The sequence below is a fragment of the Sphingomonas sp. R86521 genome (genome assembly GCF_042466235.1).
GTDB lineage: Bacteria > Pseudomonadota > Alphaproteobacteria > Sphingomonadales > Sphingomonadaceae > Sphingomonas.
Genome location: NZ_JAXHBY010000001.1, coordinates 3,797,351 through 3,818,669, shown reverse-complemented (window position 1 = coordinate 3,818,669; position 21,319 = coordinate 3,797,351). Strand labels below are relative to the sequence as shown.

Sequence of the window (21,319 nt, the reverse complement as noted above, 5' to 3'; positions counted from 1 at the left end):
CGCCGCCCGCTTCGGTTAACGGGGCGGCAATGGGACAGGACTTACCGACCGGAGGACGCTTCGACGGCCGCGAGCACCGTTTCCCGGTGCGCGTCTATTTCGAAGATACCGACCTGTCGGGCGTGGTCTATCACGCCAATTATCTGCGCTACATGGAGCGCGCGCGCTCCGACATGCTGCGCGTCGCGGGGATCGACCAGCGTGCGGCCCACGAGGCCGGCGAAGGCGCCTATGCCGTCGCCAGCCTCGATATCCGCTATGCCGCGCCGGCGAAGCTCGACGACGCGCTGGTCGTGGTATCGCGACTGACGCAGGTTCGCGCCGCGAGCGTCTCCATTCATCAACGAGTCATGCGCGAGGGGGTTGTTCTGACCCAGGCGGACGTCGTGGCGGCCATGGTCGCTCCCGGCGGCCGTCCGAAGCGACAACCGCGCGCCTGGACCGACATCTACGAACGCCTCGTCTGGCAGGGGGAATCATGAATCCGGTGCTCAACATGGACGGAGCGACCTTGTCGCCGGTCGCGCTGTTCCTCCAGGCCGACTGGGTGGTCAAGTTCGTGATGCTGGGGCTGTTGCTCGCCAGCATCTGGACCTGGGCGCTGATCATCGCGTTCTGGCGGCGGATCGGGCGGACGCGCAAGTCGATGGTGCGGTTCGAACGCGATTTCTGGAAGGCCGAGGACATCGACGCCTTCTACAAGACCGAGGGCGAGAGCGACCTGCCATCGGCGCGGGTGTTCGCCGCCGGGGTGACCGAATGGCGGCGCTCGACCGCGGGCGGGACGATCGACAAGAACGGCACGCGCGAGCGGCTGGCGACGACGATGGGTGCCGCGACCGCGGGCGAGATCGACAAGCTGTCGGATCGGCTGAACATCCTGGCCACGGTCGGGTCGGTGGCGCCGTTCGTCGGGCTGTTCGGCACGGTGTGGGGCATCATGCGCAGCTTCACGAGCATCGCGTCGGCGCAGAATACCAGTCTTGCGGTGGTCGCACCGGGCATCGCCGAGGCGCTGTTCGCGACCGCGATCGGCCTGTTCGCGGCAATCCCCGCGGTGATCGCGTACAACCGCTTCAGCCACGGCATCAACCGGATCGAGGCAGCGCTCAACCGCTTCGCCGACGGCTTCCACACCACGCTGTCGCGCCAGCTGGACGGGTCTCGATAAGGTGGCGATGAACCTTCCCTCCAGCCGTGGGCGGGGACGGCGCGCGCCGATGGCGGACATCAACGTCACGCCGCTGGTCGACGTGATGCTGGTGCTGCTGATCATCTTCATGGTCACCGCGCCGCTGATGACCGCGGGCGTGCCCGTGAACCTGCCCGACGCGCGCGCCAAGGCGCTCGACCAGGAGCAGAAGCCGGTGGAAGTCTCGCTCGACGAGACGGGCCGCGTCTTCATCGACAAGGACGAAGTCGGCGAGGACGCGCTGCCGGTCCGGCTGGCTGCGATCGCTGCCAGCCGTGCGGTCGGGCAGGGACCGCAGATCTTCCTGCGCGCCGATCGTGCGCTCGATTACGGGCGGGTGATGCGGGTGATGGGCGAGCTCAACCGCGCCGGGCTCAACCGCGTCGCGCTGGTCACCGTCGAAGGCGGCGGGAACGCCGCGAAGTAATGGCCGCGCGCTGATGGACCGCACCGAGAAGATCGGCCTGGGCGTTGCGATCGTCGGCCATGCGGTCCTGTTCGGGCTGTTGTCGGTCGGCTTCCTGGCGACGCCCGAGCCCGCCAAGCTGCAGCAACAGCCGATCGAGATCAGCCTGGTGCCCGATGTCGCGCTGGAAGCGACCGCGCCGCAGAGCGTGACGCCGCCCGCCGAATCGATCGCGCCCGATGTCGGTGCGCCCGAGGATGCGGCGCCGCCCGAGCCGCAAGAGGCGGAGCCCGAGCCGAAACCGGCGCCGCCGCCGCCCGCGCCGGCCCCGGAACCGCAGCCGAAACCCAAGCCTGCGCCGGCCAAGCCGACGCCCGCGAAACCCGAGCCGAAACCCGAGCCGAAGCCGGTTCCCAAACCGACGCCCGCGCCGAAACCGAAACCGGTGCAGAAGCCGAGTCCCGCGAAGCCGACACCGGCCAAACCGGCTCCTTCCAAGCCGGCGCCCGCGAAGACCGCTGCGCCCGCGAAGGCTGCGCCGGCCAAGTCCGCGGCGAAACCGTCGGCGTCCGCTTCCACATCCAAGTCGCCGTCGCGCACTGCCTCTGCGTCGCCGTCCAAGGCCAAGCCCGCCGCGACCAAGGGTAGCGGATCGAGCGAGACGGCGACCAAGGCGCGCCCACGCGGATCGCGGCTGGGCGACAATTTCCTAAAGGGGCTGTCCGACCAGCCTTCGCCGAGCAAGTCGGACGCGCCGCGCGCCGCGAAGATCGATGCGCGTGCGATGGCGTCGATCGTGCAGGCGATCGCGCGGCAGATCCAGCCGTGCGCCGATCGGCAGGTCAATCCGGGGCCGGGTGCGAACCAGATCGTCACCAAGCTCAACCTGCGCCTCAACGAGGACGGCACGCTGGCCGCGACTCCGCGCCAGGTCGGCCAGACCGGCGTCGACGACGAGAACCGTCGCTATGCGCAGCGCGTCGCCGATCTCGGCATCGCGGCGTTCAAGGGCTGTTCGCCGCTGAAGCTTCCCGCCGAGTTCTATTCGACGCCGAACGGTGGGTGGAACAACATCAACTACAGCTGGCAGCTGCGGTGATCTCTTCTTCGCGGTGCTAGTGCGGACGGTGGATGCCGGAACAAGTCCGGCATGACGGTGGTGTGTGATAGAGGGATGCGTATGATTCGTTTCAGCATGGTCGCCGCCCTCGCGGGTCTCTCCCTTTCGGTACCTGCCTTCGCGCAGGATGCCGCGCCGCCGCCGCTCGATCCGCAGGCCGCGGCACCGCAAGGCGCCGCAGCTCCGCAGGGTTCGGCGCCGCTGGAAGTGTCGGTTACCGGCGGTATCTCGGCGCCGATGCCGATCGCGATTCCGGCGATGCCGACCGCGGCGGTGGCGTCGACTGCGGCGGGATCGACCGACGTGCTCGGGCGCCAGCTCGCCGAGATCGTCAACAACGACCTGCGCAATTCCGGGTTGTTCACCCCGCTGTCGGCGAGCCAGTTGCGTCCGGTCAGCTTCCCCGAAGTCACCGCGCCCGGGTTCGAATATTGGGGCGGGACCGGGGCGCAGGCGTTGGTCCAGGGCTTCGTGCGGGCCAATGGCGACGGCAATCTGACCGTCGGATGCTATCTGTACGACGTGTTCTCGAAGGTCGAGCTGACCCGGCAGGGCTTCGTGGTGGCGCCGTCCGACTGGCGCCGCGCCGGGCATAAATGCGCCGACATGGTCTACACCCGGCTGACCGGCGAGGGCGCGTATTTCGACAGCCGCGTGGTCTATGTCTCGGAGACGGGTCCGAAGGGTCGGCGTATCAAGCGGTTGGCGATCATGGACCAGGACGGCGCCAACCACCGCTTCCTGACCAACGGCCAGTCGATCGTGCTGACGCCGCGGTTCGCGCCGAACCAGCAGTCGATCGTCTATATGAGCTACGTCAACAATCGCCCTGCGATCTATGTCTACGACATCGGGTCGGGCAAGCAGCGACTGGTGGTGGCGAATTCCAGCCTGACGTTTGCGCCGCGGTTCTCGCCGGACGGCCGATCGATCCTGTTCTCGATGGCGCAGGGCGGCAACACCGACATTTATCGCGTGTCGTCGCAGGGCGGTGCCCCACAACGCCTGACCAATTCGCCCGGCATCGACACCGGCGGCAGCTATTCGCCCGACGGCTCGCGCATCGTGTTCGAGAGCGATCGTTCGGGTGGCCAGCAGCTGTACGTGATGAACGCGGACGGATCGAACCAGCAGCGGATCAGCTTCGGCGGCGGCCGCTATGCGACCCCGGTATGGAGCCCGCGCGGCGACCTGATCGCGTACACCAAGCTGGGCGGCGGGTTCCGGATCGGCATCATGAGCCCGAGCGGCGGCGGCGAGAAGCTGCTGACCGACGACTGGCAGGACGAGGGTCCGAGCTGGTCGCCGAACGGCCGCGTCATCAACTTCTATCGGTCCGGCCGCGGCAGCGCGGGCAAGGCGGACCTGTGGTCGGTCGACCTGACCGGGGTCAACGAGCGCAAGATCCCGACGCCGCTCGACGGCTCCGATCCGGCCTGGGGTCCGCTGCGTCCGTAAAGCTGCTATCAGCACCCACGAACGGTACCGACATCCACTACGGGAGATTATGAATGTCCAGGTTCACCAGCATTTTGCTTGCCGCGACCGCGCTCGTCGCCGTCGCCGGTTGCGCCAAGAAGCGTCCGCCTGTCCTGCCGCCCGCACCTGCCGAGGCCGGTCCGGTGGATCAGGGTAACGGCAGCATCGATGGATCGGCCAACGGCGCGATCGTGCCGGGGTCGGATGCCGACTTCAAACGGTCGGTGCAGTCGAACACGGTCAATTTCGCGCTCGACATGTACGATATCGATTCGACCGCGCGTGCGATCCTCGACAGTCAGGCGCAGTGGCTGGCGCGCTATCCGAACGTGCGGATCACGATCGAGGGCCATGCGGACGAACGCGGCACCCGCGAATACAACCTCGCGCTCGGCGACCGTCGCGCCAATGCGGCGAAGAACTATCTCGCCGCCAAGGGCGTGCCGTCGGAGCGGATGACGACGATCAGCTATGGCAAGGAACGCCCGGTCGCGATGGGGTCGGACGACCAGAGCTGGGCGGCAAACCGCCGCGCGGTGACGGTGGTGTTGAACTAAACGGGTCACCCTGAACTTGTTTCAGGGTCCACGTCCCCGCGAGCGGTATCGCACGTGGGGATGTGGATGCTGAAACAAGTTCAGCATGACGGTGTCAGCCCAGCGCTTCGTCGAGCAGCTTCGCCAAGCGGATACCGCCACGGCGGACCTCTTCGCGCGATATCGGGGTGAGCTTTTCGATCGTCGCTTCGTCCAGCGTCGCGCGCGGCGGGACCGGGCCGCAGCCATCGCCGCCAATCGCTGCGGCATAGGCGGTATGCGCGACCTGCCAGCCTTCGCGGCTCCAGTCCGTCACATTTCCCTTGGCGACCCGCACGCGCTCTGCGGCGGGGTAGCGGCGGACCAGCGATGGCGGCGTCGAGATCGCACGCTCGGCGAGCGGGCCGTCCCAGATCGAATGAAGGTTGAACTTGGGCGGACCGTAGATGCCGTAATCCGCCTTGAGGTCGTTGCCGCCCTTGTCGTTGCGGTCGCCGGCGTGAAGCGGCTGGTGCAGGTCGCCGACGAAGTGGATCAGAAACACCAGCGCCTGGACGCGGTCCTTCGGGCTGGTCGCCCGGGCGCGCAGCAGCTTCACGTCGCGTTCGATCTGCACCGACACGCAATTGCCGTCCTTGCAGCTAGGCGTCAGGTCGAACGGCGCGCAGACATCGGCGTCCTGGTAATGCCAGCTATAGGCATAGCCGAACCGCGAGTTGCTGGCGGCGTTCTTGAGCGGCTTGACGCAATCGGCCCAGACGCTGGCGTCCTCGATCGTGCCGGCGGGGCATTCGGGGGTTTCGAGCAGCGTCTGCGTCGCCAGGATGCGGCGCACCGCGGCCTTGGTCCGCGGGGTGACATTGGCATAGGCGATCTGCGCGATCGTCTGGTGGCCATATTCCCAATAGGCGTGGGCGGGGCTGGCGGCGACCAACGCAAGAAGCGCGGCGGAAAGCTTACGAATCATGTGGCGGCCTCTAGCGCGCCGATAACTCTTCGTCATCCCGGGCTTGTCCCGGGATCCAGGGTCAGACGCGGTATCGGTCGGAACCCTGGATCCCGGGACGAGCCCGGGATGACGGATCAGTCGTCGCCGTAGATTGCGACTTCGCGCACGCCGTGCGAATCCGCGCGCCCGCGGTTCATGCCTGGCGTGGTGAAGTGCCAAGCCGCGCGCCCGTCCGGTCCTGCGACGATCACGCCGCCGGTGCCGCCCAGCGCGACGACCTCTGCCATTACCGTCTCGGCCGCGGTGGCGATGTCCTCGCCGAGCAACTTCACCCGTGCCGCGATCGCGTGGCCCACGCCGACGCGGAGGAAGAACTCGCCCGATCCGGTGCACGATACCGCGCAGGCGTCGTCGGCCCAGGTGCCCGCGCCGATCACCGGCGAATCGCCGATCCGGCCCCAGCGCTTGCCGGTCACGCCGCCGGTCGAGGTGGCCGCCGCGACGTTGCCGTCGGCATCGCACGCGACTGCGCCGACCGTGCCGTATTTCATGTTCACGTCGAAGGTGTCGCCGCTCGCCTGCAGTTCGGCGAACTGGCGGCGGCGTTCGTCGGTCGCGAACCACGACAGGTCCGCGGGTTCGACGCCCTGTTCCAGCGCGAAGGCGTCGGCGCCCTTGCCGGCGAGCAGCACGTGGCGGCCGTCGTCCATCACCGCACGCGCCAGCGCCACCGGGTTTCGCGTGGCGGTAACCGCAGCCACGGCGCCGGCCGCCCGCGTGTGCCCGTCCATGATCGCAGCGTCGAGCTCGATGGTGCCGTCGTGCGTGAACACCGCGCCGCGGCCCGAATTGAAATGGGGATCGTCCTCGAGCGCCTTCACTGCCGCTTCGACCGCATCGAGTGCACTGCCGCCGCCTGCGAGCACCGCCGATCCGGCGTCGAGCGCCCGCGCGAGTCCCTGCCGCGCGCCCGCATCCTGTGCCGGCGTCAGCGTCTCGCGTGTCAGGCGGCCGGCCCCGCCGTGAATCATCAACGTCCAGCTCATCGTAGTCCTTTCAGGGAATCGCAGCCTTGACGGGCGCACGCCCACGCAAGCCTATCAGCGGTCGCAGCAGCGGGATCGCGCGGCCGAGGCGGTAGAAGATCACGCATCCGATCGTCGTCGCGACCAGGATGACGGCGAACTCGGCCCAGCCCGGCAGCCCGGCGCGGAGCAGCGCATACATCGCCAGCACGATGATCGTCTGATGCACGATGTAGAACGGGAACACCGCTTCGGTCAGCATCGGCCGCAGCCGGTGGTCGCGGTTCCAATGGACCTCTGCGATCCCGATCAGCGCGACGATGGCGCCCCATTGCTCCAGCGCATGCGCGACGCCGTAGGGGGTATAGACCCAGCGCGGCGCCGCGACGTCGCCGGGCCAATGCGTCTCGACGGCGATGACGCTGGCATAGCCGAGCAGCGCGACGATCGCGGCAAGTTTCCACCAGCGCACGATCGCGGCCATCGCGGGCTCCGATCGCGCGAGGCCGAACCCGAACAAGAAGGCGGGGAAATAGGTGACGTGCGCGATCCAGTCGCCGAACAGCGCCTGGCTCTCGCCGACCATCCGGAACCACCAAGCATGGACGAACACCAGCCACGCGATCGGCAGCGCCAGCACCAGGCCGCCGCCGAAGATCCGGTCGAACGCGCGCTGCATCCGCGCCCCGCGCACGACCGCCACGCCAATGGTCAGGACGACGGTGTAGACCCACAGATAGACCACGAACCAGAGGTGGTTCCAGGTCGGCAGCGTGATCCCGCCAAGCGGCCCGAACCGGAAATAATCGCGCGTCCAGAAGGTCAGGTAATCGCCGGTGTAGCCGTGTTTGGTGACCAGCTCGACCCAGGGCTGCGGCGGCACGATCACCGCGATCCCGAACGCCAGCGGCACCAGCAGCCGCACGCAGCGATTGGCGAAAAAGCTGCCGACCCCGCCGGATCGCGCGAGCAGCGCGCGGCTCGCATAGCCCGACACCACGAACAGCAGCGTCAGCCGCCAGGCGTTGGTCGCGAGCATCGGCAGCGTCGCCCAATCCTCGACATGCCCCGATTTCACGTGGAAATTCCACGGCACGAAGACCATTCCGACATGATAGACGATCAGCAGCGCGAACGCGCCGATGCGCAGCCAGTCCATGCCGTAATGCCGGGTCATCGCGCGGCCCTAGGGGTAGGCGCGCGCGCCCGCAAGCGCAGGTGCCGGAGCGGCGCCCGCCGACGTTACGCCTTCATGCGCGGCACGCCCATGAAGTCGCGCTTGCCGAGCGGCATGCCGCGGGCGCGCAGGATCGCGTACGCCGTCGTCGCGTGGAAATAGAAATTGGGTTGCGAGAACGACAGCAGGAAGTTCGCGCCGGTGAACGGCATCACCAGGGTGCCGAACTGGAACGAGGTGTCGGCATCGGCGAGCAGGTCGAACTCGGCCCGGTCGATCAACTCCAGCGTCGCGATCGCATCGCGCAGGACGGTGTGGAGTCCGGCGAAATCGGTCGGCCAAGGCGACCGGTCGGGCGAAAAGCTGCCGCCGCGGACGCCGTCGATGCCACCCACGGAATGCGCCGCGCACGCCTTCAGCTGATAGCCGAACGGCAGCATGTCGTCGGCCAGCCGTGCATCGATCAGCGTTGCGGGCGCGATACCCTGTTCGGTCGCGAACGCCTCGGCCTTGTCGAGCAGCGCATCGAGCGCGCGCAGGATCTGGAGGTTCGAGGGGATCGTCGCATCGTAGAGGGACAGGGTCATCGCATCGGCTCCGATTGGGCTTCAAGTGGCGCCGCTATGGGCGCGTTGGAGGGCCCCCGCCAGCGATGTTCCGTTCGCCGCCCGCAGTCGCTATATGAGGGGCGAACTCCCGAGGAATCCTCATGTCCCTTCGTCCCTGGCGCGATATCACCCGCCGCAAGAGCCGCCAGATCATGGTCGGCAACGTCCCCGTCGGCGGCGACGCGCCGGTCACCGTGCAGACCATGACCAACACCCCGACCGACGACGTCAAGGCGACGGTCGACCAGATCCGCCGCTGCGAAGAGGCGGGCGTCGACATCATCCGGGTGTCGTGCCCCGATATCGAATCGACCGCCGCGCTGAAGCAGATCGTCCGCGCATCCCGCGTGCCGATCGTCGCCGACATCCATTTCCACTACAAGCGCGCGCTGGAAGCCGCCGACGCGGGCGCCGCCTGCCTGCGGATCAACCCGGGCAATATCGGTTCGGCGAGCCGCGTGAAGGAAGTGGTCGACGCCGCCAAGGCCAATGGCTGCGCGATCCGGATCGGCGTCAACGGCGGTTCGCTGGAGCGGCATCTGCTCGAGAAATACGGCGAGCCATGCCCCGATGCGCTGGTCGAATCGGCGATGGACCACATCAAGCTGTTGCAGGACCACGACTTCCACGAGTTCAAGGTCGCGGTGAAGGCGTCCGACCTGTTCCTCGCGGTCGCGGCGTACCAGCAGCTCGCCGAACAGGTCGATTGCCCGCTGCATCTCGGCATCACCGAGGCTGGCGGGTTCGTCGGCGGCACCGTCAAGTCGGCGATCGGGATGGGCAGCCTGCTCTGGTACGGCATCGGCGACACCATCCGGGTGTCGCTCTCGGCCGAGCCCGAGGACGAGGTCCGCGTCGGCTTCGAGATCCTGAAGGCGCTCGGCATCCGCAACCGCGGCGTCCGCGTGGTGTCGTGCCCGAGCTGCGCACGCCAGGGCTTCGACGTGATCCGCACCGTCCAGGCGCTGGAAGAGCGGCTCCAGCACATCCGCACGCCGATGAGCCTCAGCGTGCTCGGCTGCGTCGTCAACGGCCCCGGCGAAGCGCGCGAGACCGATATCGGCATCACCGGCGGCGGCGCCGCCAAGCACATGGTCTATCTGGCGGGGGTCACCGACCACCACATCGCCGACGCGGGCATGGTCGACCACATCGTCCGGCTGGTCGAGGCGAAGGCGGCGGAGATCGAAGCCGCCGACGCGGTAGCGCTGGCAGCGGTGGCTGCCTGATCAGTCCCCGGTCCGCGCCTCACGCGCGCGGACCGAGGCCCGTACCAGCACCGCGGTAGAGAGCAGGATTCCGGACACCAGCGCGCCGATCGACAGGATGCCGCCATTCGTGATCCTGACCGACGCGGCCATTTCGGCGCGACGTCCAAACCGGATCGTGGCTTTCGCGCGGTGCACAGAGGGCGGGGACGGGGGCAGGTCGTATGTCATTGTCGTGTGGCCTCTAAGTGTACGGCGTTCCGTATAAACCGTACACAACCCCCGCGACCCTGACAGCGCTGGGACCCGGTATCTTCCCCCGCCTCATGCCTTACGTCTTACTGGAATTTTATTATGTAGTAGCAAGCGACGTTGTGCGATCGCGTCTCTGCGTCGCCGCCCCCGGTGATGGTGTGCGTATGGGCTCCGTTCGTCGAGCTTGCTGTCGAATCTCCATTCCATATACTCTCGCCAGAACCACCGACCGCCGAATTCGATGAGTCATTCGGTACGTTGGGAAACTGGTGGGTATGGGCCCCGTTTTCCGTCGTGCTCATGGGATTGACGGGCGAACCCGATGCCCAGGGCTGATACGAGCCCACGGTGTTCCCGCTATTTCCGCCGGTCACGAGGGGTTGGACGACACGTGCGGACGCGTCGGGATCGTAGCCTGCGCCGACCGCGCTACCGTTCACGCCCCGTGGAAACGTGCCGACGAAATTGGGAAGATTGAAGGTCGATGTCCCATCCCCGCCGCCAAAGCTTGTTCCGATTGCCTGGAATAGCGTCGCGTATTGCGTGCGCGATACCGTGCTGCCGTCGCAATAGATAAAGTTCGATGCTGCTATCTTCGCCTGATCGAGGGGAGCCGCGTAATTCAGAATCGTTCCGACTGCGAAAGTGTCCGTCACCGGATCGGGTCCGACATCGCCCAATATCCCGAAATCGACATAGACGTTTGGCGGACGCGTTTCGGCATCACCACCGCTACCATTACCTTTTCCACACTGATGGGTATGTGCACCGGCCGAGTAGGACGTCTGCGTTTGCTGGTCCCAGCCGTAGTGACTACCGGTGATGTTGTAGTAGCTGGTATCGGATCCAGGGACGTTCGGAACATTATGGAAATGGTCGCCGGCAGTGGCGGCCTGGAACTGATTATTATTCGGCAGGCCGGTCGAGTATGTTTGGAAGTTAGCAAGAGCATTGATCCCTGGACTTACCCCCCGCACGAAAATGCCTTGCATATTGGGCAGGGAGAATGCGCCGTCACCGCTACCGGAGCCCCAGGTGCTTCCGATTGCGCCATATAAATCCGGTAATGCTGTCTGGCTTTGCGATGTGCCGTCGCAAAACAGCCAGGGGGTGGCCGGCTCGTCGACCTGCAGGGAAAAGCAGAATGCTGCTATGGCGCCGTATAAGGGGGCAACAACTGCCATGTTGTCCCCGGCCCCAGTATTAATCAAATAAATTACGTACAAATTTACTGGTCTGCTCTCATTGTCCCAGTTTTGAAGAACGTGGGTATGATTACCTTGCGAATCCGACGTTACTCCGCCGCTGTTGGCAATTGCATAGTGGCTCCCTGCCAGAGCGTATGCGTTCGATCCCTGCGGCACATTGCCGACGGTGTGGGTATGATCTCCGTTCGTCGAAAAGTTAAATTGGCTACCTGGGAGTGCGGTCGCCGAGAACTGCAAGGATCCGACCGAATTTGCGTCCGAACCACCAGCATTTATTGCCACGCGTGTGGCGGTGTCTGGATCCATGTTCGACTCGTAAGATGTTCCGCGTAAGAACCTCCCCCGCAAGTCCGGAACGTTGAAGGATCCCTTTGATCCGCCCGACCCCCCGAAATTTGTCCCGATAGCCAGCGCAAGGCTGGGAAATTTTGATTTTGGATACGACGTGCCATCGCAGACGATCCACCCAAGGCCTAGCAAGGCTTCGATCACGCTAGACTGGGATACGTCTCCCGCAAACGCAACTATCATTCCGGGTTGGACTAGATCGACTGGATTTGCCATTTCATGATCCCTCTTTTCTAATGGAAAATGTTGGCCACCGTCTATCGGGCTCCGGTAATAACGCTGTGCAGTTGTTGAACCGAATCGGTAGATATTATTGTTGTTGAACTCTGAATTTGTCGTCCGTCATGCGAACGTCGTAAAATAAATGTATCGATATTGGATCGATATGATTTATTTCCTAATGTACTGTGGCGTTTAGGTAGGCGCGCATCTACGGCGCGGCCTCATTAGTATGCGAGGAACAAACCTGATCCGGAATGCGCGAGTAACCAAGGAATGGCTGCCGTATACTATGTGACGATTGAGCCAATGGCGCGTCCTTGGCCATGATCCGTGCGCGTTGCTATGGAATCGACCGGAGCGTCGCGAAATGGGCGTGTTCGCTCGCCGGACGGCTGGGATATGTCGGCGAGCCAGTGGTTCGGGTCGTTTGCGGCTGTCCCGCGTGCCTGTAACTTGCCAGAACAGCCGGATGAATCGCCCCGCCACCGCTTCTGCAATCGCCCCCGCCACCGCCTTCGCCGTCGCTGCCGTCGGTATTGCCAGTTATTCGGCGATGGATGCGCTGATGAAGGGCATGGCGATTTCGCATGGCGCGTACAGCGCGGTGCTTTGGCGGTCGGTGGCGGGGGTGGTGGTGCTGGCGCCGGTGTTCGTCGCGCGTGGCAAGGCGTTGCCGAGCCGCGAGGCGATGATCCTGCATGTCGCGCGCGGGACGATCGCGGGGGCGTCGGTGCTGTTGTTCTTCTGGGGGCTGGTGCGCGTGACGATGGCGCAGGGCGTGGCGCTGACCTTCCTCGCGCCGCTGATCGCGCTGTTCCTGGCGGCGGTGGTGCTCGGCGAGACGATCGCGAAGGGCGCGATCCTCGGGTCGCTGGTCGCGAGCTCGGGGGTGCTCGCGATCGCCGCGGGGCAGGTTCAGGCGCAGGCGTCGACCGACACGGTGTTGGGCTCGGTCGCGATCGTCGCCGCATCGATCCTCTACGCCGGCAGCTTGATCCTGCTGCGGCGGCAGGCGCAGGTCGCCGAACCGCTGGAGGTGGCGCTGTTCACCAGCGTGGTGCTGTCGGTGCTGCTGCTGATCGGTGCGCCGTGGTTCGCCGCGGTGCCCAGTGTCGCGCGGATGCCCGAGATCTTCGGTGCGGCGGCGCTGGGGTCGATGTCGGCGGTGCTGCTCGCCTGGGCCTATGGTCGCGCCGAGGCGCAGGTGCTGGCGCCGGTCGAATATACCGCGTTCGTGTGGTCGGCGATCCTCGGCTGGCTGGTGTTCGACGAGCGCGTCTCGGCCTGGACGGTCGGCGGCGCGCTGCTCATCATCGCCGGATCGCTGGTCGCGTTGCGCGGCAAGACGGTACCGATCCCGCATACCGAGGCTGCCGCATGATCCGATCCGCTACACCCGCCGACGTGCCGACCATCCTGCGTTTCGTGCGCGAGCTGGCGGCGTTCGAGCGCGAGCCGGATGCGGTGGAGGCGACCGAGGCGATGCTGGCGGAGGCGCTGTTCGGTGCATCGCCCGCCGCCGAGGCGGTGATCGCGGACGGGCTGGCGGGACCGGTCGGGTTCGCGCTGTTCTTCCACAATTTCTCGACGTGGAAGGGGCGGCGCGGGCTGTATCTGGAGGATCTTTACGTGACCCCGGACGCGCGCGGCGGCGGCGTCGGTGCGGCGTTGCTGCGTCATCTGGCGGGGCTGGCGATCGACCGCGGCTGTGCGCGGTTCGAATGGTCGGTGCTCGACTGGAACGAAGGTGCGATCCGCTTCTATCGTACGCTCGGCGCGGTCGGTCTGGAGGACTGGACGGTGCAGCGTGTCGATGGCGCGGCGTTGCGGACGCTGGCGGGCCGGTAGAGAGGCGTGCCTTTCGACGCCGCCACCTGCGTGTCATCCGTGCCCAATTCCGTCATCCCAGCGAAGGCTGGGATCTCGTGAGGTAAGGGCGCAGCAGGCACCGCGAGAGACCCCAGCCTGCGCTGGGGTGACGGACTATAGGCTAGCCGACCACGTCGATGTTCATCGCGATCGAAATGCGGTCGCCGGTGCCGGCGTGTGGCCGCACCCCGTGGCGGACCCAGGCGGGAAACAGGACTAGGTCGCCGGCCGCGGTCGGCATCCGGTGTTCGACCGGCTGCGGCTGGCCGTCGATCCCGCGCAGGCGGAACCCCGGCATCCGCATCAACGGAATCGGAAAGCGCGGATCCTCGAAGAACAGCTCGCCACCGGTTTCGCCCGATGCCGGCGGCGCGCCCATGTCGACATAATAGACTGCCGCCCACAGCACGCCGGGATGCGCATGGCTCATGTTGAGCGCGCCGGGCGGCGAGACGTTCGCCCACATCTTGCAGGTCCATTCGAACGACGCCGCGTCGCGCCCCTCGAAATGCGAACAGCGCCGGGCCATCCGGATCGCGATGTCGGCGAGTGCAGTGGCGGCCGGGCCGCCCCAGTCGAGCATGTCGGTCGCCGAATGCCAGCCGCCGATATTGGAGCGCGACAGGCTGGGCACGGCGGCATGCCGCGCCCGGATGGCGGCTGCCAATGCCGCGGTCATCGCGTCGGCATCGGCGAGCCGGCCGTGCAGGATCGGTGTCTCGAACAGTCCGACCTGTTCCGCGCGGACGCGGATGCCGTCGAAGGCCCCAGACGCCGTCACCCGATCAGCGCCCTGCGGTATCGTCCGCGTTCATCGGTTCCTTGCCCTTGGCCTTTTCAGCCTCGTAGCGCTCGATCGCCTCGATCGTGACGCGCTTGGCCTCGTCGGCGTCGCCCCACTTGCCGACGCGGACCCACTTCTTCTTCTCGAGGTCCTTATAGTGGGTGAAGAAATGCTCGATCTGCTCGAACACGATCTCGGGCATGTCGCCGCGCTCGCCGATGTTGGCGTAGTAGGGGAATACCGAATCGACCGGCACGCAGATCAGCTTCTCGTCGCCGCCGGCCTCGTCCTCGAGGTTCAGCACCGCGATCGGGCGGGCACGAACGACGCAGCCTGGGATGAACGGCGAGCGTGCGATCACGAGCGCGTCGAGCGGATCGCCATCGGGGCTGAGCGTGTGCGGGACGAAGCCGTAGTTCGCGGGATAGCGCATCGGCGTGTGCAGGATGCGGTCGACGAACAGCGCGCCCGATGCCTTGTCGAACTCGTACTTGACGGGTTCACCACCGGTCGGAACCTCGATGATGACGTTCAGGTCTTCCGGCGGGTTCTTGCCAGTCGGGATCAGGTCGATACGCATTTACGGTCCTTCCGAATGTAACGATGCCGGCGCCCTTACACGAAGAGCGACCGGCACCGATAGACTGGCGTGATGAGTAACTGGTACGCTTAGCGCGGCGTCAGCAGCCGGTCGAGGCCACCTTCGCCAGTGCCGACCTTCTGCAGGCGCGGATAGCGCGGGCCGTCATGGTAATCGACCATGACGTCGCGGAGCCGGTCGTTGTTCTTCACGGTCAGGCGGATCGGCTCCTTGGTACCCTTCGCGGCCAGGATCGCGGCCTTGATGCGATCGGGCGAATAGACGTCGCCATTGACCGCCTCGATCTCGGTGCCGACGTCGAGGCTCGCCTTGAACGCCGGGCTGTCCCAGATCGACGACGTCACCACGCCCTCCTTGTTGATCACCAGCCCGATCGAATAGCTGACGTCGGTGCCGCGGGTCTTCTCCGCCTGCTTCATGTAGTTGGTGATCTCGGGCGTGTAGACCAGCTTGTAGCCGTTCATCGCGAAGCCGTTGATCGGCGCCGGCTTGCCGGTTTCGGTCAGGCGGGTGTTGAGGAACGTCGCCCAGTCATAGGGCACGATGCCGTTGAGCGTCGCCGCGACGTCCTGGAACGTATAGGTCAGCTCGCCGTAATCGCCGTCGCGGACGCCGAAGAACGCCTTGGCGAAATCGTCGATCGACTTGGTCCCGCCGGACTTCTGGCGGAGCATCGCGTCGACCTCCATCCAGACCATCAGGCCCTCGTTGTAGTAATCCTCGCTACGCTGCCAGCTGGTCCAGCCCTTGGGCTTCCGCGCCGAGATCACCGGATCGTTGGTGGTGTCGATCAGCGGGCGCCACTGGCGCCCCTGCGCGGTGTCGTAATTGCCGAGGATCGACGCATAGCCGTCGAGCGTGTCCTGCTTGCTGACAAGGCCCGAGCGCGCCTGCAGCACATAGCCCCAGAACTGCGTCTGACCCTCGTACACCCAGAGCAGCGAATCGCGCATCGGGGTGCGGAAGTCGGGGGTCCACAGGTCGGCGCCGCGGCGGAACTTGCCGTCCCAGCTATGCGTGTATTCGTGCGGCAGCAGGTTGCGCGCGGCGGCACCGGTTTCCCATTCGGTGAAATAGCCGGGACGGACGCCGTTTTCGGAGCTGCGGTGATGCTCGAGGCCGATGCCGCCGAGCTGGTCGGTGATCGACAGCAGGAATTCGTAATGATCGTAATGCTGCGCGCCGAAGGTCTTCACTGCCTGGTCGACTAGGCGCTTGTGCGCGTCGATCTGCTCGGGCTTGGCGGCGAGCTGGTCCATGCTGTCGGCGAAGACGTTGAGATCGACCTTCGGGCTGAGCGGCCAGACCTTGCCGTACTTGCCCGCCAGCGTCGGCGAATCGACCAGGATCTCGTAGTTGGTGGTGTCGTAGCTGTAGACCGAGCCTGCGACCTTGGCGGGCACCGCGCCGGCGGCGGTCCAGCCGGTCGGGTAGGTGACGGTCATCTTGATCGGGATTTGCCGGGTGAAATAGCCGGCCGGGTACAGGCTGACGAGGTTCGGCTCGAGGCTGACCATCGTCGGCGTCATCACGACGCGGCCCTGGTCGCCCTTGGTCGCGGAGATGAACTGGAATTCGGCGACCACCGACTTGGTGCCGGCGGGGACGTCGATGTGGAACGCGAAGACATCGACGGGGTCGCGGGTCCAGGGGAGGATCTTGCCGTTGGCGCGGATCACCAGGCCGGCGAGCTTCTCGATCTCGCCGCGCGGGGAATGCGCGCCGGGCAGCCACTTCGGATAGAGCAGCGCCATCGGGCCGGCCTTGGCGACCGGGATGGTTTCCTTGACCGTGAAGATGCCGCGTTCGGTGTCGGTCGCGTTGACGTCGAGCAGGATCGTGCCCGGATAGGGCGTGTCGACCGCGTCGGGGATGGTATCGACGAACGGCACCGGCTGCGGCGCGGTGTTGCCGGCGGGGACCTGTGCGAAGACGGGCGCGGCGGACGCGAGCAGGGTCGCGGTGAGAAGCTTGCGGATCACGGGAGGGCCTTCCGGCTGAGAGACGATGACACGAGGTGTAATCGCGATAAAGGGCAGGCGTCCAGTCCTTTGCGGGTGCGTGATTCACGTCTTTGCTCAAGCGTGGTTCGCGTCCCAGCGCTCGCCAAACCCCCTCCCGTCATCCTGACGAAAGTCAGGACCCAGAGCCACGCAGTGCAACGCCCGTAACCCTGGGTCCTGACTTTCGTCAGGATGACGGAGGGAAGAGAGAGGAGCTTAGCTGCTCCCCAGCACGTTGATCGTGAACGCCAGCACGCCGATGTTGAACACGAACGCCGCCATGCACTGGCCGAGCGCCGCCTTGCGCACCCGGCGCGAGGTGATCTGGACGTCGGAGGTCTGGAACGTCATCCCCAGCGTGAACGCGAAATAGGCGAAGTCCCAGTAATCGGGTTCGTCGCAGCTCGGGAAGTCGATGCCCTTGGCATCCTTGCCGTCCGGATCGTCGACGTAGAACAGATGCGCGTAGTGCAGCGTGTAGATCATGTTCGAGAACAGCCATGCCAGCGCCAGCGTCGTGATCGTCAGCGCGATCCCGACCGCGTCGTTCTTGCCCTGCAATTCCTTCGCGACCGCGACCAGGATGACCAGCATGATCGTCCCGCTGAAGCCGAGCAGCACCGCGCGGTTGGCGTCGTTCTCTTCCGCCGCGCGGCGCATCCGGGCGGCGGTGGCGTTGCGGAACAGCGTCGAGACCGCGATCAGGAACACCACCGCGGCGACGTCGAACGCCCCCATCGTTCCGCGCCCGAGCCCGAAGCGCGGGATCAGTGCGGCCAGTCCGACCGCGAAGACCAGCACGAACAGGATGAAGCGCGGCGGGGCGACGCGTTGGCCGAGTCCCCAAAATCTGGCTTTGTCAGTCATGCCACAGCGCTAGCGCTTCGCAGGCACGTCGCCTAGATACGCGCGCATCATGGCAAGAATAGAAACACCCCGCCGCATCCGCGGGACCCAGGACATTTTCGGCGACGAGCAGCGCCGGTTCGCGCATGTCCTGTCGACGTTCGAGCGGGTGCGGGCGCTGTATTGCTTCCAGCGGGTCGATATCCCGGTGTTCGAGTCGACCGCGGTGTTCGCGCGGTCGCTCGGCGAGACCACCGATGTGGTGTCGAAGGAGATGTACAGTTTCGAGGATCGCGGCGGGGATTCGCTGACGCTGCGGCCGGAGTTCACTGCCGGGATCGCGCGCGCGTACCTGACCGAGGGCTGGCAGCAGTTCGCGCCGCTGAAGTTGACGACGAGTGGCCCGGTGTTCCGCTACGAACGCCCGCAAAAGGGGCGGTTTCGCCAGTTCCACCAGATCGATGCCGAGGTGATCGGGGCGGCCGAGCCGGCGGCGGACGTGGAGCTGCTCGTGCTGGCGGACCAGTTGTTGCGCGAGCTCGGGATTTCCGAGGGTGTGACGCTGCAGCTCAATACGCTGGGCGACGCGGCGACGCGCGAGGCCTGGCGCGCGGCGCTGGTGGCGCATTTCGAGGCGCATCGCAGCGAGTTGTCCGAGGACAGCCTGACGCGGCTTGAGAAGAACCCGATGCGGATTCTGGATTCGAAGGACCCGCGCGACCGCCCGATCGCCGACGGCGCGCCCGATATCGATGCGTATCTGACGCCCGAGGCGCGCGCGTTCTTCGACGCGGTGACCGCCGGGCTCGATGCGGCGGGTGTCGCTTGGGAGCGCAACGCGCGGCTGGTGCGTGGGCTCGATTACTACCGCCACACCGCGTTCGAGTTCGTGACCGATCGGTTGGGCTCGCAGGGGACTGTGCTGGCGGGTGGGCGCTATGACGGGCTGATCGGAAGCCTCGGCGGGCCGGAGACGGCGGGCGTGGGTTGGGCGGCCGGCGTAGAGCGGTTGGCGATGCTGCTCGACGAACCGCAGGCGACCGGAATCGACGCCGTCGTCGTCCCGATGGGACCCGAAGCGGAAGCGCGCGCGACCGGCATCGTTGCCGACCTGCGCCGGGCAGGCGTCGCGGTCGAGATGGCGTACAAGGGCAAGATGAAGGCGCGCATGGCCAAGGCCGACGCGCTCGGCGCGCGGTTCGCGATCATCCTCGGCGACGACGAACTCGCCAAGGGCGTCGGCGCGGTGAAGGCGCTCGACACGGGCACGCAGACCGAGGTCGCGTTCGCCGATCTCGCGGAGGCGCTGCGATGACCCCCTTCGTCATCCTGACGAAAGTCAGGATCCAGGGTCACGAACGCTGCGCCCCGTCACCCTGGGTCCCGGCTTTCGCCGGGATGACGGAAAGGGTGTGCGAATGACCCAGATCTCCCCCGACCGCATCCGCGCGATCGAAGCGCGGCGCGACGAGTTGCAGGCGCAGATGGCGACCGGTGACCTCCCCTCGGACCGCTTCGTCGCGGTGTCGAAGGAATATGCCGAGCTAGAACCCGTCGCGCAGGCCGCGACCGAAGTGCGCCGCCTGCGCGCCGAGGCCGACAGCCTCGCTTACATGGCCGGGGACGCCGACGACGAGCTGCGCGCGATGGCTGCCGAGGAACTCCACGCCAACGGCCAGCTGCTCGAAGCCGCCGACCGCAAACTCGCACTCGCGCTCCTGCCGCGCGACTCCGCCGACGAGCGCTCTGCGATGCTCGAGGTTCGCGCCGGCACCGGTGGCGACGAGGCGGCGCTGTTCGCGGGCGACCTGTTCCGGATGTACCAGCGCTATGCCGAATCGCAGGGCTGGCGCGTCGAGATGATCTCGGGATCGTCGTCCGACGCCGGCGGCTTCAAGGAAGTCGTTGCCAGCGTCACCGGGCAGGGCGTGTTCGCAAAATTGAAGTTCGAGAGCGGCGTCCACCGCGTCCAGCGCGTTCCCGCGACCGAAGCCGGTGGCCGCATCCACACGTCGGCGGCGACCGTAGCGGTGCTGCCCGAGGCGGAGGAGGTCGACGTCAAGATCGACGACAAGGACCTGCGCATCGACGTCTATCGCTCGTCGGGGCCGGGTGGGCAGTCGGTCAACACGACCGACTCCGCGGTCCGGATCGTGCATATCCCGACTGGCCTGACTGTGATCCAGCAGGACGAGAAGTCGCAGCACAAGAACAAGGCCAAGGCGCTGCGTGTGTTGCGGACCCGGCTGTATGAACAGGAGCGCGACCGGCTGCATGCCGAGCGCGCGGGCGCGCGGAAGTCGATGGTGGGATCGGGCGATCGGTCGGAGCGCATCCGAACCTATAATTTCCCGCAAGGGCGCGTCACCGACCACCGCATCAACCTGACGCTCCACCGCCTCCCGGAGATCGTCGCCGGGGATATGGGCGAACTCTTGGGAGCGCTCAGCGCGCAGGACGAAGCCGATCGTCTGGCCCAGCTCGATGGCTAAACCCCCCTCCGGCGTGCGGGAGGGGCTGGGGGAGGGCATGTCCGCGAGCGATGCGCCCGATCGGACACGCCCTCCCCCGACCCCTCCCGCGAGCGGGAGGGGAGCAGTAAGTGCCGCCCTCGCTACCGCCGCGGCGCGCTTTGCCTTCTCGCCCACGGCGCGGCTCGACGCCGAGCTCCTGATGGCGCACGCGCTCGGCACGACGCGTAGCGCGATCCTGATCGACCCCGACCGCTACGCTGTCCCCGAAACCTTCGCCGCGCTGGTCGACCGTCGCGCGGGTCACGAGCCGATCGCCTACATCACCGGCACCCGCGGCTTCTGGTCGATCGACCTCGCCGTCGGCCCCGGCGCGCTGGTCCCGCGCGCCGACAGCGAGACGCTGCTCGTCGCGGCGCAGGCGCATTTCGGCAATCGCGCGCCCACCACGATACTCGACCTCGGCACTGGTCCCGGCACGCTGCTGCTCGCGGCCCTCGCCGAATGGCGGGCCCGGGGTCTCGGCATCGACCAGTCCGCCGCCGCGCTCGGCTATGCCCGCGCCAACGCCGTCGCGCTCGGCATGGCCGACCGCGCGCACTTCATCCGCGGCGACTGGGCCGGCGCGCTCGACGCCCGTTTCGACCTGGTCCTCGCCAACCCGCCCTATATCGCCACCGACGACGCGCTTCCCGCCGAAGTCCGCGACCACGAACCCCATGCCGCGCTCTACGCCGGCGACGACGGCCTCGCCGACTACCGCCTGCTCGCGCGCCAGTTGCCGCTTCTGATCGCCCCCGGCGGCGCCGCGATCGTCGAAATCGGCGCGACCCAGGGCAGCGCGGTCGCCGCGCTGTTCGCGGCGCAAGGCCTGTCGACCGCGCTCCACCACGACCTTGGCGGGAATCCGCGTGCGATCACGGCCACTTGAACAATCGAACGGATATGCCACATTTCGCTTGTGGGACGGGCATCCCGCCCGCTATCAAGCGGGCAGGGGCACGCAACATCG

The 21,319-nt window shown here is 66.6% G+C and carries 22 protein-coding genes and 1 pseudogene; 12 read left to right on the top strand and 11 right to left on the bottom strand.

Going from position 1 to position 21,319, the window contains the following annotated elements:
- Positions 1–29: 29 nt before the first annotated feature.
- The 6 genes from ybgC (at position 30) to pal (ending at position 4,754) form a co-directional block, all read left to right on the top strand.
- Positions 30–482, top strand: a complete 453-nt coding sequence (ybgC, locus tag SJY20_RS17715) for a tol-pal system-associated acyl-CoA thioesterase (RefSeq protein ID WP_380788485.1) — start codon at positions 30–32, stop codon at positions 480–482.
- On the top strand, positions 479–1,171 hold the full coding sequence (tolQ, locus tag SJY20_RS17710; RefSeq protein ID WP_380788483.1) for a protein TolQ: 693 nt from the start codon (positions 479–481) through the stop codon (positions 1,169–1,171). The genes ybgC and tolQ overlap by 4 nt, the downstream gene beginning before the upstream one ends.
- A gap of 1 nt (position 1,172) precedes the next feature.
- Positions 1,173–1,619, top strand: a complete 447-nt coding sequence (gene tolR / locus SJY20_RS17705) for a protein TolR (RefSeq protein WP_380788481.1) — start codon at positions 1,173–1,175, stop codon at positions 1,617–1,619.
- 13 nt (positions 1,620–1,632) lie between these two features.
- On the top strand, positions 1,633–2,697 hold the full coding sequence (locus tag SJY20_RS17700) for a cell envelope biogenesis protein TolA (RefSeq protein WP_380788479.1): 1,065 nt from the start codon (positions 1,633–1,635) through the stop codon (positions 2,695–2,697).
- A gap of 75 nt (positions 2,698–2,772) precedes the next feature.
- Positions 2,773–4,176, top strand: a complete 1,404-nt coding sequence (tolB, locus tag SJY20_RS17695; protein ID WP_380788478.1) for a Tol-Pal system beta propeller repeat protein TolB — start codon at positions 2,773–2,775, stop codon at positions 4,174–4,176.
- A 53-nt stretch (positions 4,177–4,229) separates the two neighbouring features.
- Positions 4,230–4,754 (top strand): peptidoglycan-associated lipoprotein Pal, encoded by a 525-nt coding sequence (gene pal, locus SJY20_RS17690; RefSeq protein ID WP_380788476.1) that lies wholly within the window; start codon positions 4,230–4,232, stop codon positions 4,752–4,754.
- Positions 4,755–4,848: 94 nt separating this feature from the next.
- On the opposite strand, the gene SJY20_RS17685 is transcribed toward pal, so the two are convergent.
- From SJY20_RS17685 to SJY20_RS17670, 4 genes are all read right to left on the bottom strand, one after another.
- Entirely contained in the window at positions 4,849–5,700 is an 852-nt protein-coding gene (locus tag SJY20_RS17685) for a S1/P1 nuclease (protein WP_380788475.1), read from the bottom strand.
- 116 nt (positions 5,701–5,816) lie between these two features.
- On the bottom strand, positions 5,817–6,728 hold the full coding sequence (locus tag SJY20_RS17680) for an isoaspartyl peptidase/L-asparaginase family protein (protein WP_380788473.1): 912 nt from the start codon (positions 6,726–6,728) through the stop codon (positions 5,817–5,819).
- A gap of 10 nt (positions 6,729–6,738) precedes the next feature.
- Positions 6,739–7,884, bottom strand: coding sequence for an acyltransferase family protein (locus tag SJY20_RS17675; RefSeq protein WP_380788471.1), 1,146 nt, complete (start codon positions 7,882–7,884; stop codon positions 6,739–6,741).
- A gap of 65 nt (positions 7,885–7,949) precedes the next feature.
- The gene (locus SJY20_RS17670; RefSeq protein WP_380788469.1) at positions 7,950–8,471 is read right to left on the bottom strand and encodes a DUF1993 family protein; all 522 of its coding nucleotides are present in this window, start codon (positions 8,469–8,471) and stop codon (positions 7,950–7,952) included.
- Between the two features lie 122 nt (positions 8,472–8,593).
- Here SJY20_RS17670 and ispG point away from each other — a divergent pair, with 122 nt between their 5' ends.
- Positions 8,594–9,721 (top strand): flavodoxin-dependent (E)-4-hydroxy-3-methylbut-2-enyl-diphosphate synthase, encoded by a 1,128-nt coding sequence (ispG, locus tag SJY20_RS17665; protein WP_380788467.1) that lies wholly within the window; start codon positions 8,594–8,596, stop codon positions 9,719–9,721.
- On the opposite strand, the gene SJY20_RS17660 is transcribed toward ispG, so the two are convergent.
- From SJY20_RS17660 to SJY20_RS17650, 3 genes and pseudogenes are all read right to left on the bottom strand, one after another.
- Positions 9,722–9,898, bottom strand: coding sequence for a hypothetical protein (locus SJY20_RS17660; protein WP_380788465.1), 177 nt, complete (start codon positions 9,896–9,898; stop codon positions 9,722–9,724).
- Positions 9,899–10,038: 140 nt separating this feature from the next.
- The gene (locus tag SJY20_RS17655; RefSeq protein ID WP_380788775.1) at positions 10,039–11,469 is read right to left on the bottom strand and encodes a phage tail protein; all 1,431 of its coding nucleotides are present in this window, start codon (positions 11,467–11,469) and stop codon (positions 10,039–10,041) included.
- Between the two features lie 36 nt (positions 11,470–11,505).
- Positions 11,506–11,694 (bottom strand): annotated as a pseudogene (locus SJY20_RS17650) (phage tail protein); the annotation flags it as partial.
- A 508-nt stretch (positions 11,695–12,202) separates the two neighbouring features.
- Between SJY20_RS17650 and SJY20_RS17645 the strand changes: the two are divergent.
- Together SJY20_RS17645 and SJY20_RS17640 are read left to right on the top strand one after the other, a co-directional pair.
- Positions 12,203–13,114, top strand: a complete 912-nt coding sequence (locus tag SJY20_RS17645) for a DMT family transporter (RefSeq protein ID WP_380788463.1) — start codon at positions 12,203–12,205, stop codon at positions 13,112–13,114.
- Positions 13,111–13,581: a GNAT family N-acetyltransferase gene (locus tag SJY20_RS17640; protein WP_380788461.1), complete on the top strand. Its 471-nt coding sequence runs from the start codon at positions 13,111–13,113 to the stop codon at positions 13,579–13,581. The genes SJY20_RS17645 and SJY20_RS17640 overlap by 4 nt, the downstream gene beginning before the upstream one ends.
- Before the next feature lie 142 nt (positions 13,582–13,723).
- Here SJY20_RS17640 and SJY20_RS17635 read toward each other — a convergent pair whose 3' ends face one another.
- From SJY20_RS17635 to SJY20_RS17620, 4 genes are all read right to left on the bottom strand, one after another.
- A complete protein-coding gene (locus SJY20_RS17635) occupies positions 13,724–14,383 on the bottom strand; it encodes a TIGR02466 family protein (protein ID WP_380788459.1) in 660 nt (219 codons plus the stop codon).
- A 4-nt stretch (positions 14,384–14,387) separates the two neighbouring features.
- A complete protein-coding gene (ppa, locus tag SJY20_RS17630; RefSeq protein WP_380788457.1) occupies positions 14,388–14,966 on the bottom strand; it encodes an inorganic diphosphatase in 579 nt (192 codons plus the stop codon).
- An 89-nt stretch (positions 14,967–15,055) separates the two neighbouring features.
- Entirely contained in the window at positions 15,056–16,969 is a 1,914-nt protein-coding gene (locus SJY20_RS17625) for a M61 family metallopeptidase (protein WP_380788455.1), read from the bottom strand.
- Between the two features lie 237 nt (positions 16,970–17,206).
- Entirely contained in the window at positions 17,207–17,857 is a 651-nt protein-coding gene (locus tag SJY20_RS17620; RefSeq protein ID WP_380788453.1) for a DUF1345 domain-containing protein, read from the bottom strand.
- Between the two features lie 49 nt (positions 17,858–17,906).
- Here SJY20_RS17620 and hisS point away from each other — a divergent pair, with 49 nt between their 5' ends.
- From hisS to prmC, 3 genes are all read left to right on the top strand, one after another.
- Positions 17,907–19,151 (top strand): histidine--tRNA ligase, encoded by a 1,245-nt coding sequence (hisS, locus tag SJY20_RS17615; RefSeq protein ID WP_380788451.1) that lies wholly within the window; start codon positions 17,907–17,909, stop codon positions 19,149–19,151.
- A gap of 103 nt (positions 19,152–19,254) precedes the next feature.
- On the top strand, positions 19,255–20,328 hold the full coding sequence (gene prfA, locus SJY20_RS17610) for a peptide chain release factor 1 (protein ID WP_380788449.1): 1,074 nt from the start codon (positions 19,255–19,257) through the stop codon (positions 20,326–20,328).
- Between the two features lie 37 nt (positions 20,329–20,365).
- The gene (prmC, locus tag SJY20_RS17605) at positions 20,366–21,238 is read left to right on the top strand and encodes a peptide chain release factor N(5)-glutamine methyltransferase (RefSeq protein ID WP_380788773.1); all 873 of its coding nucleotides are present in this window, start codon (positions 20,366–20,368) and stop codon (positions 21,236–21,238) included.
- Positions 21,239–21,319: the final 81 nt, after the last annotated feature.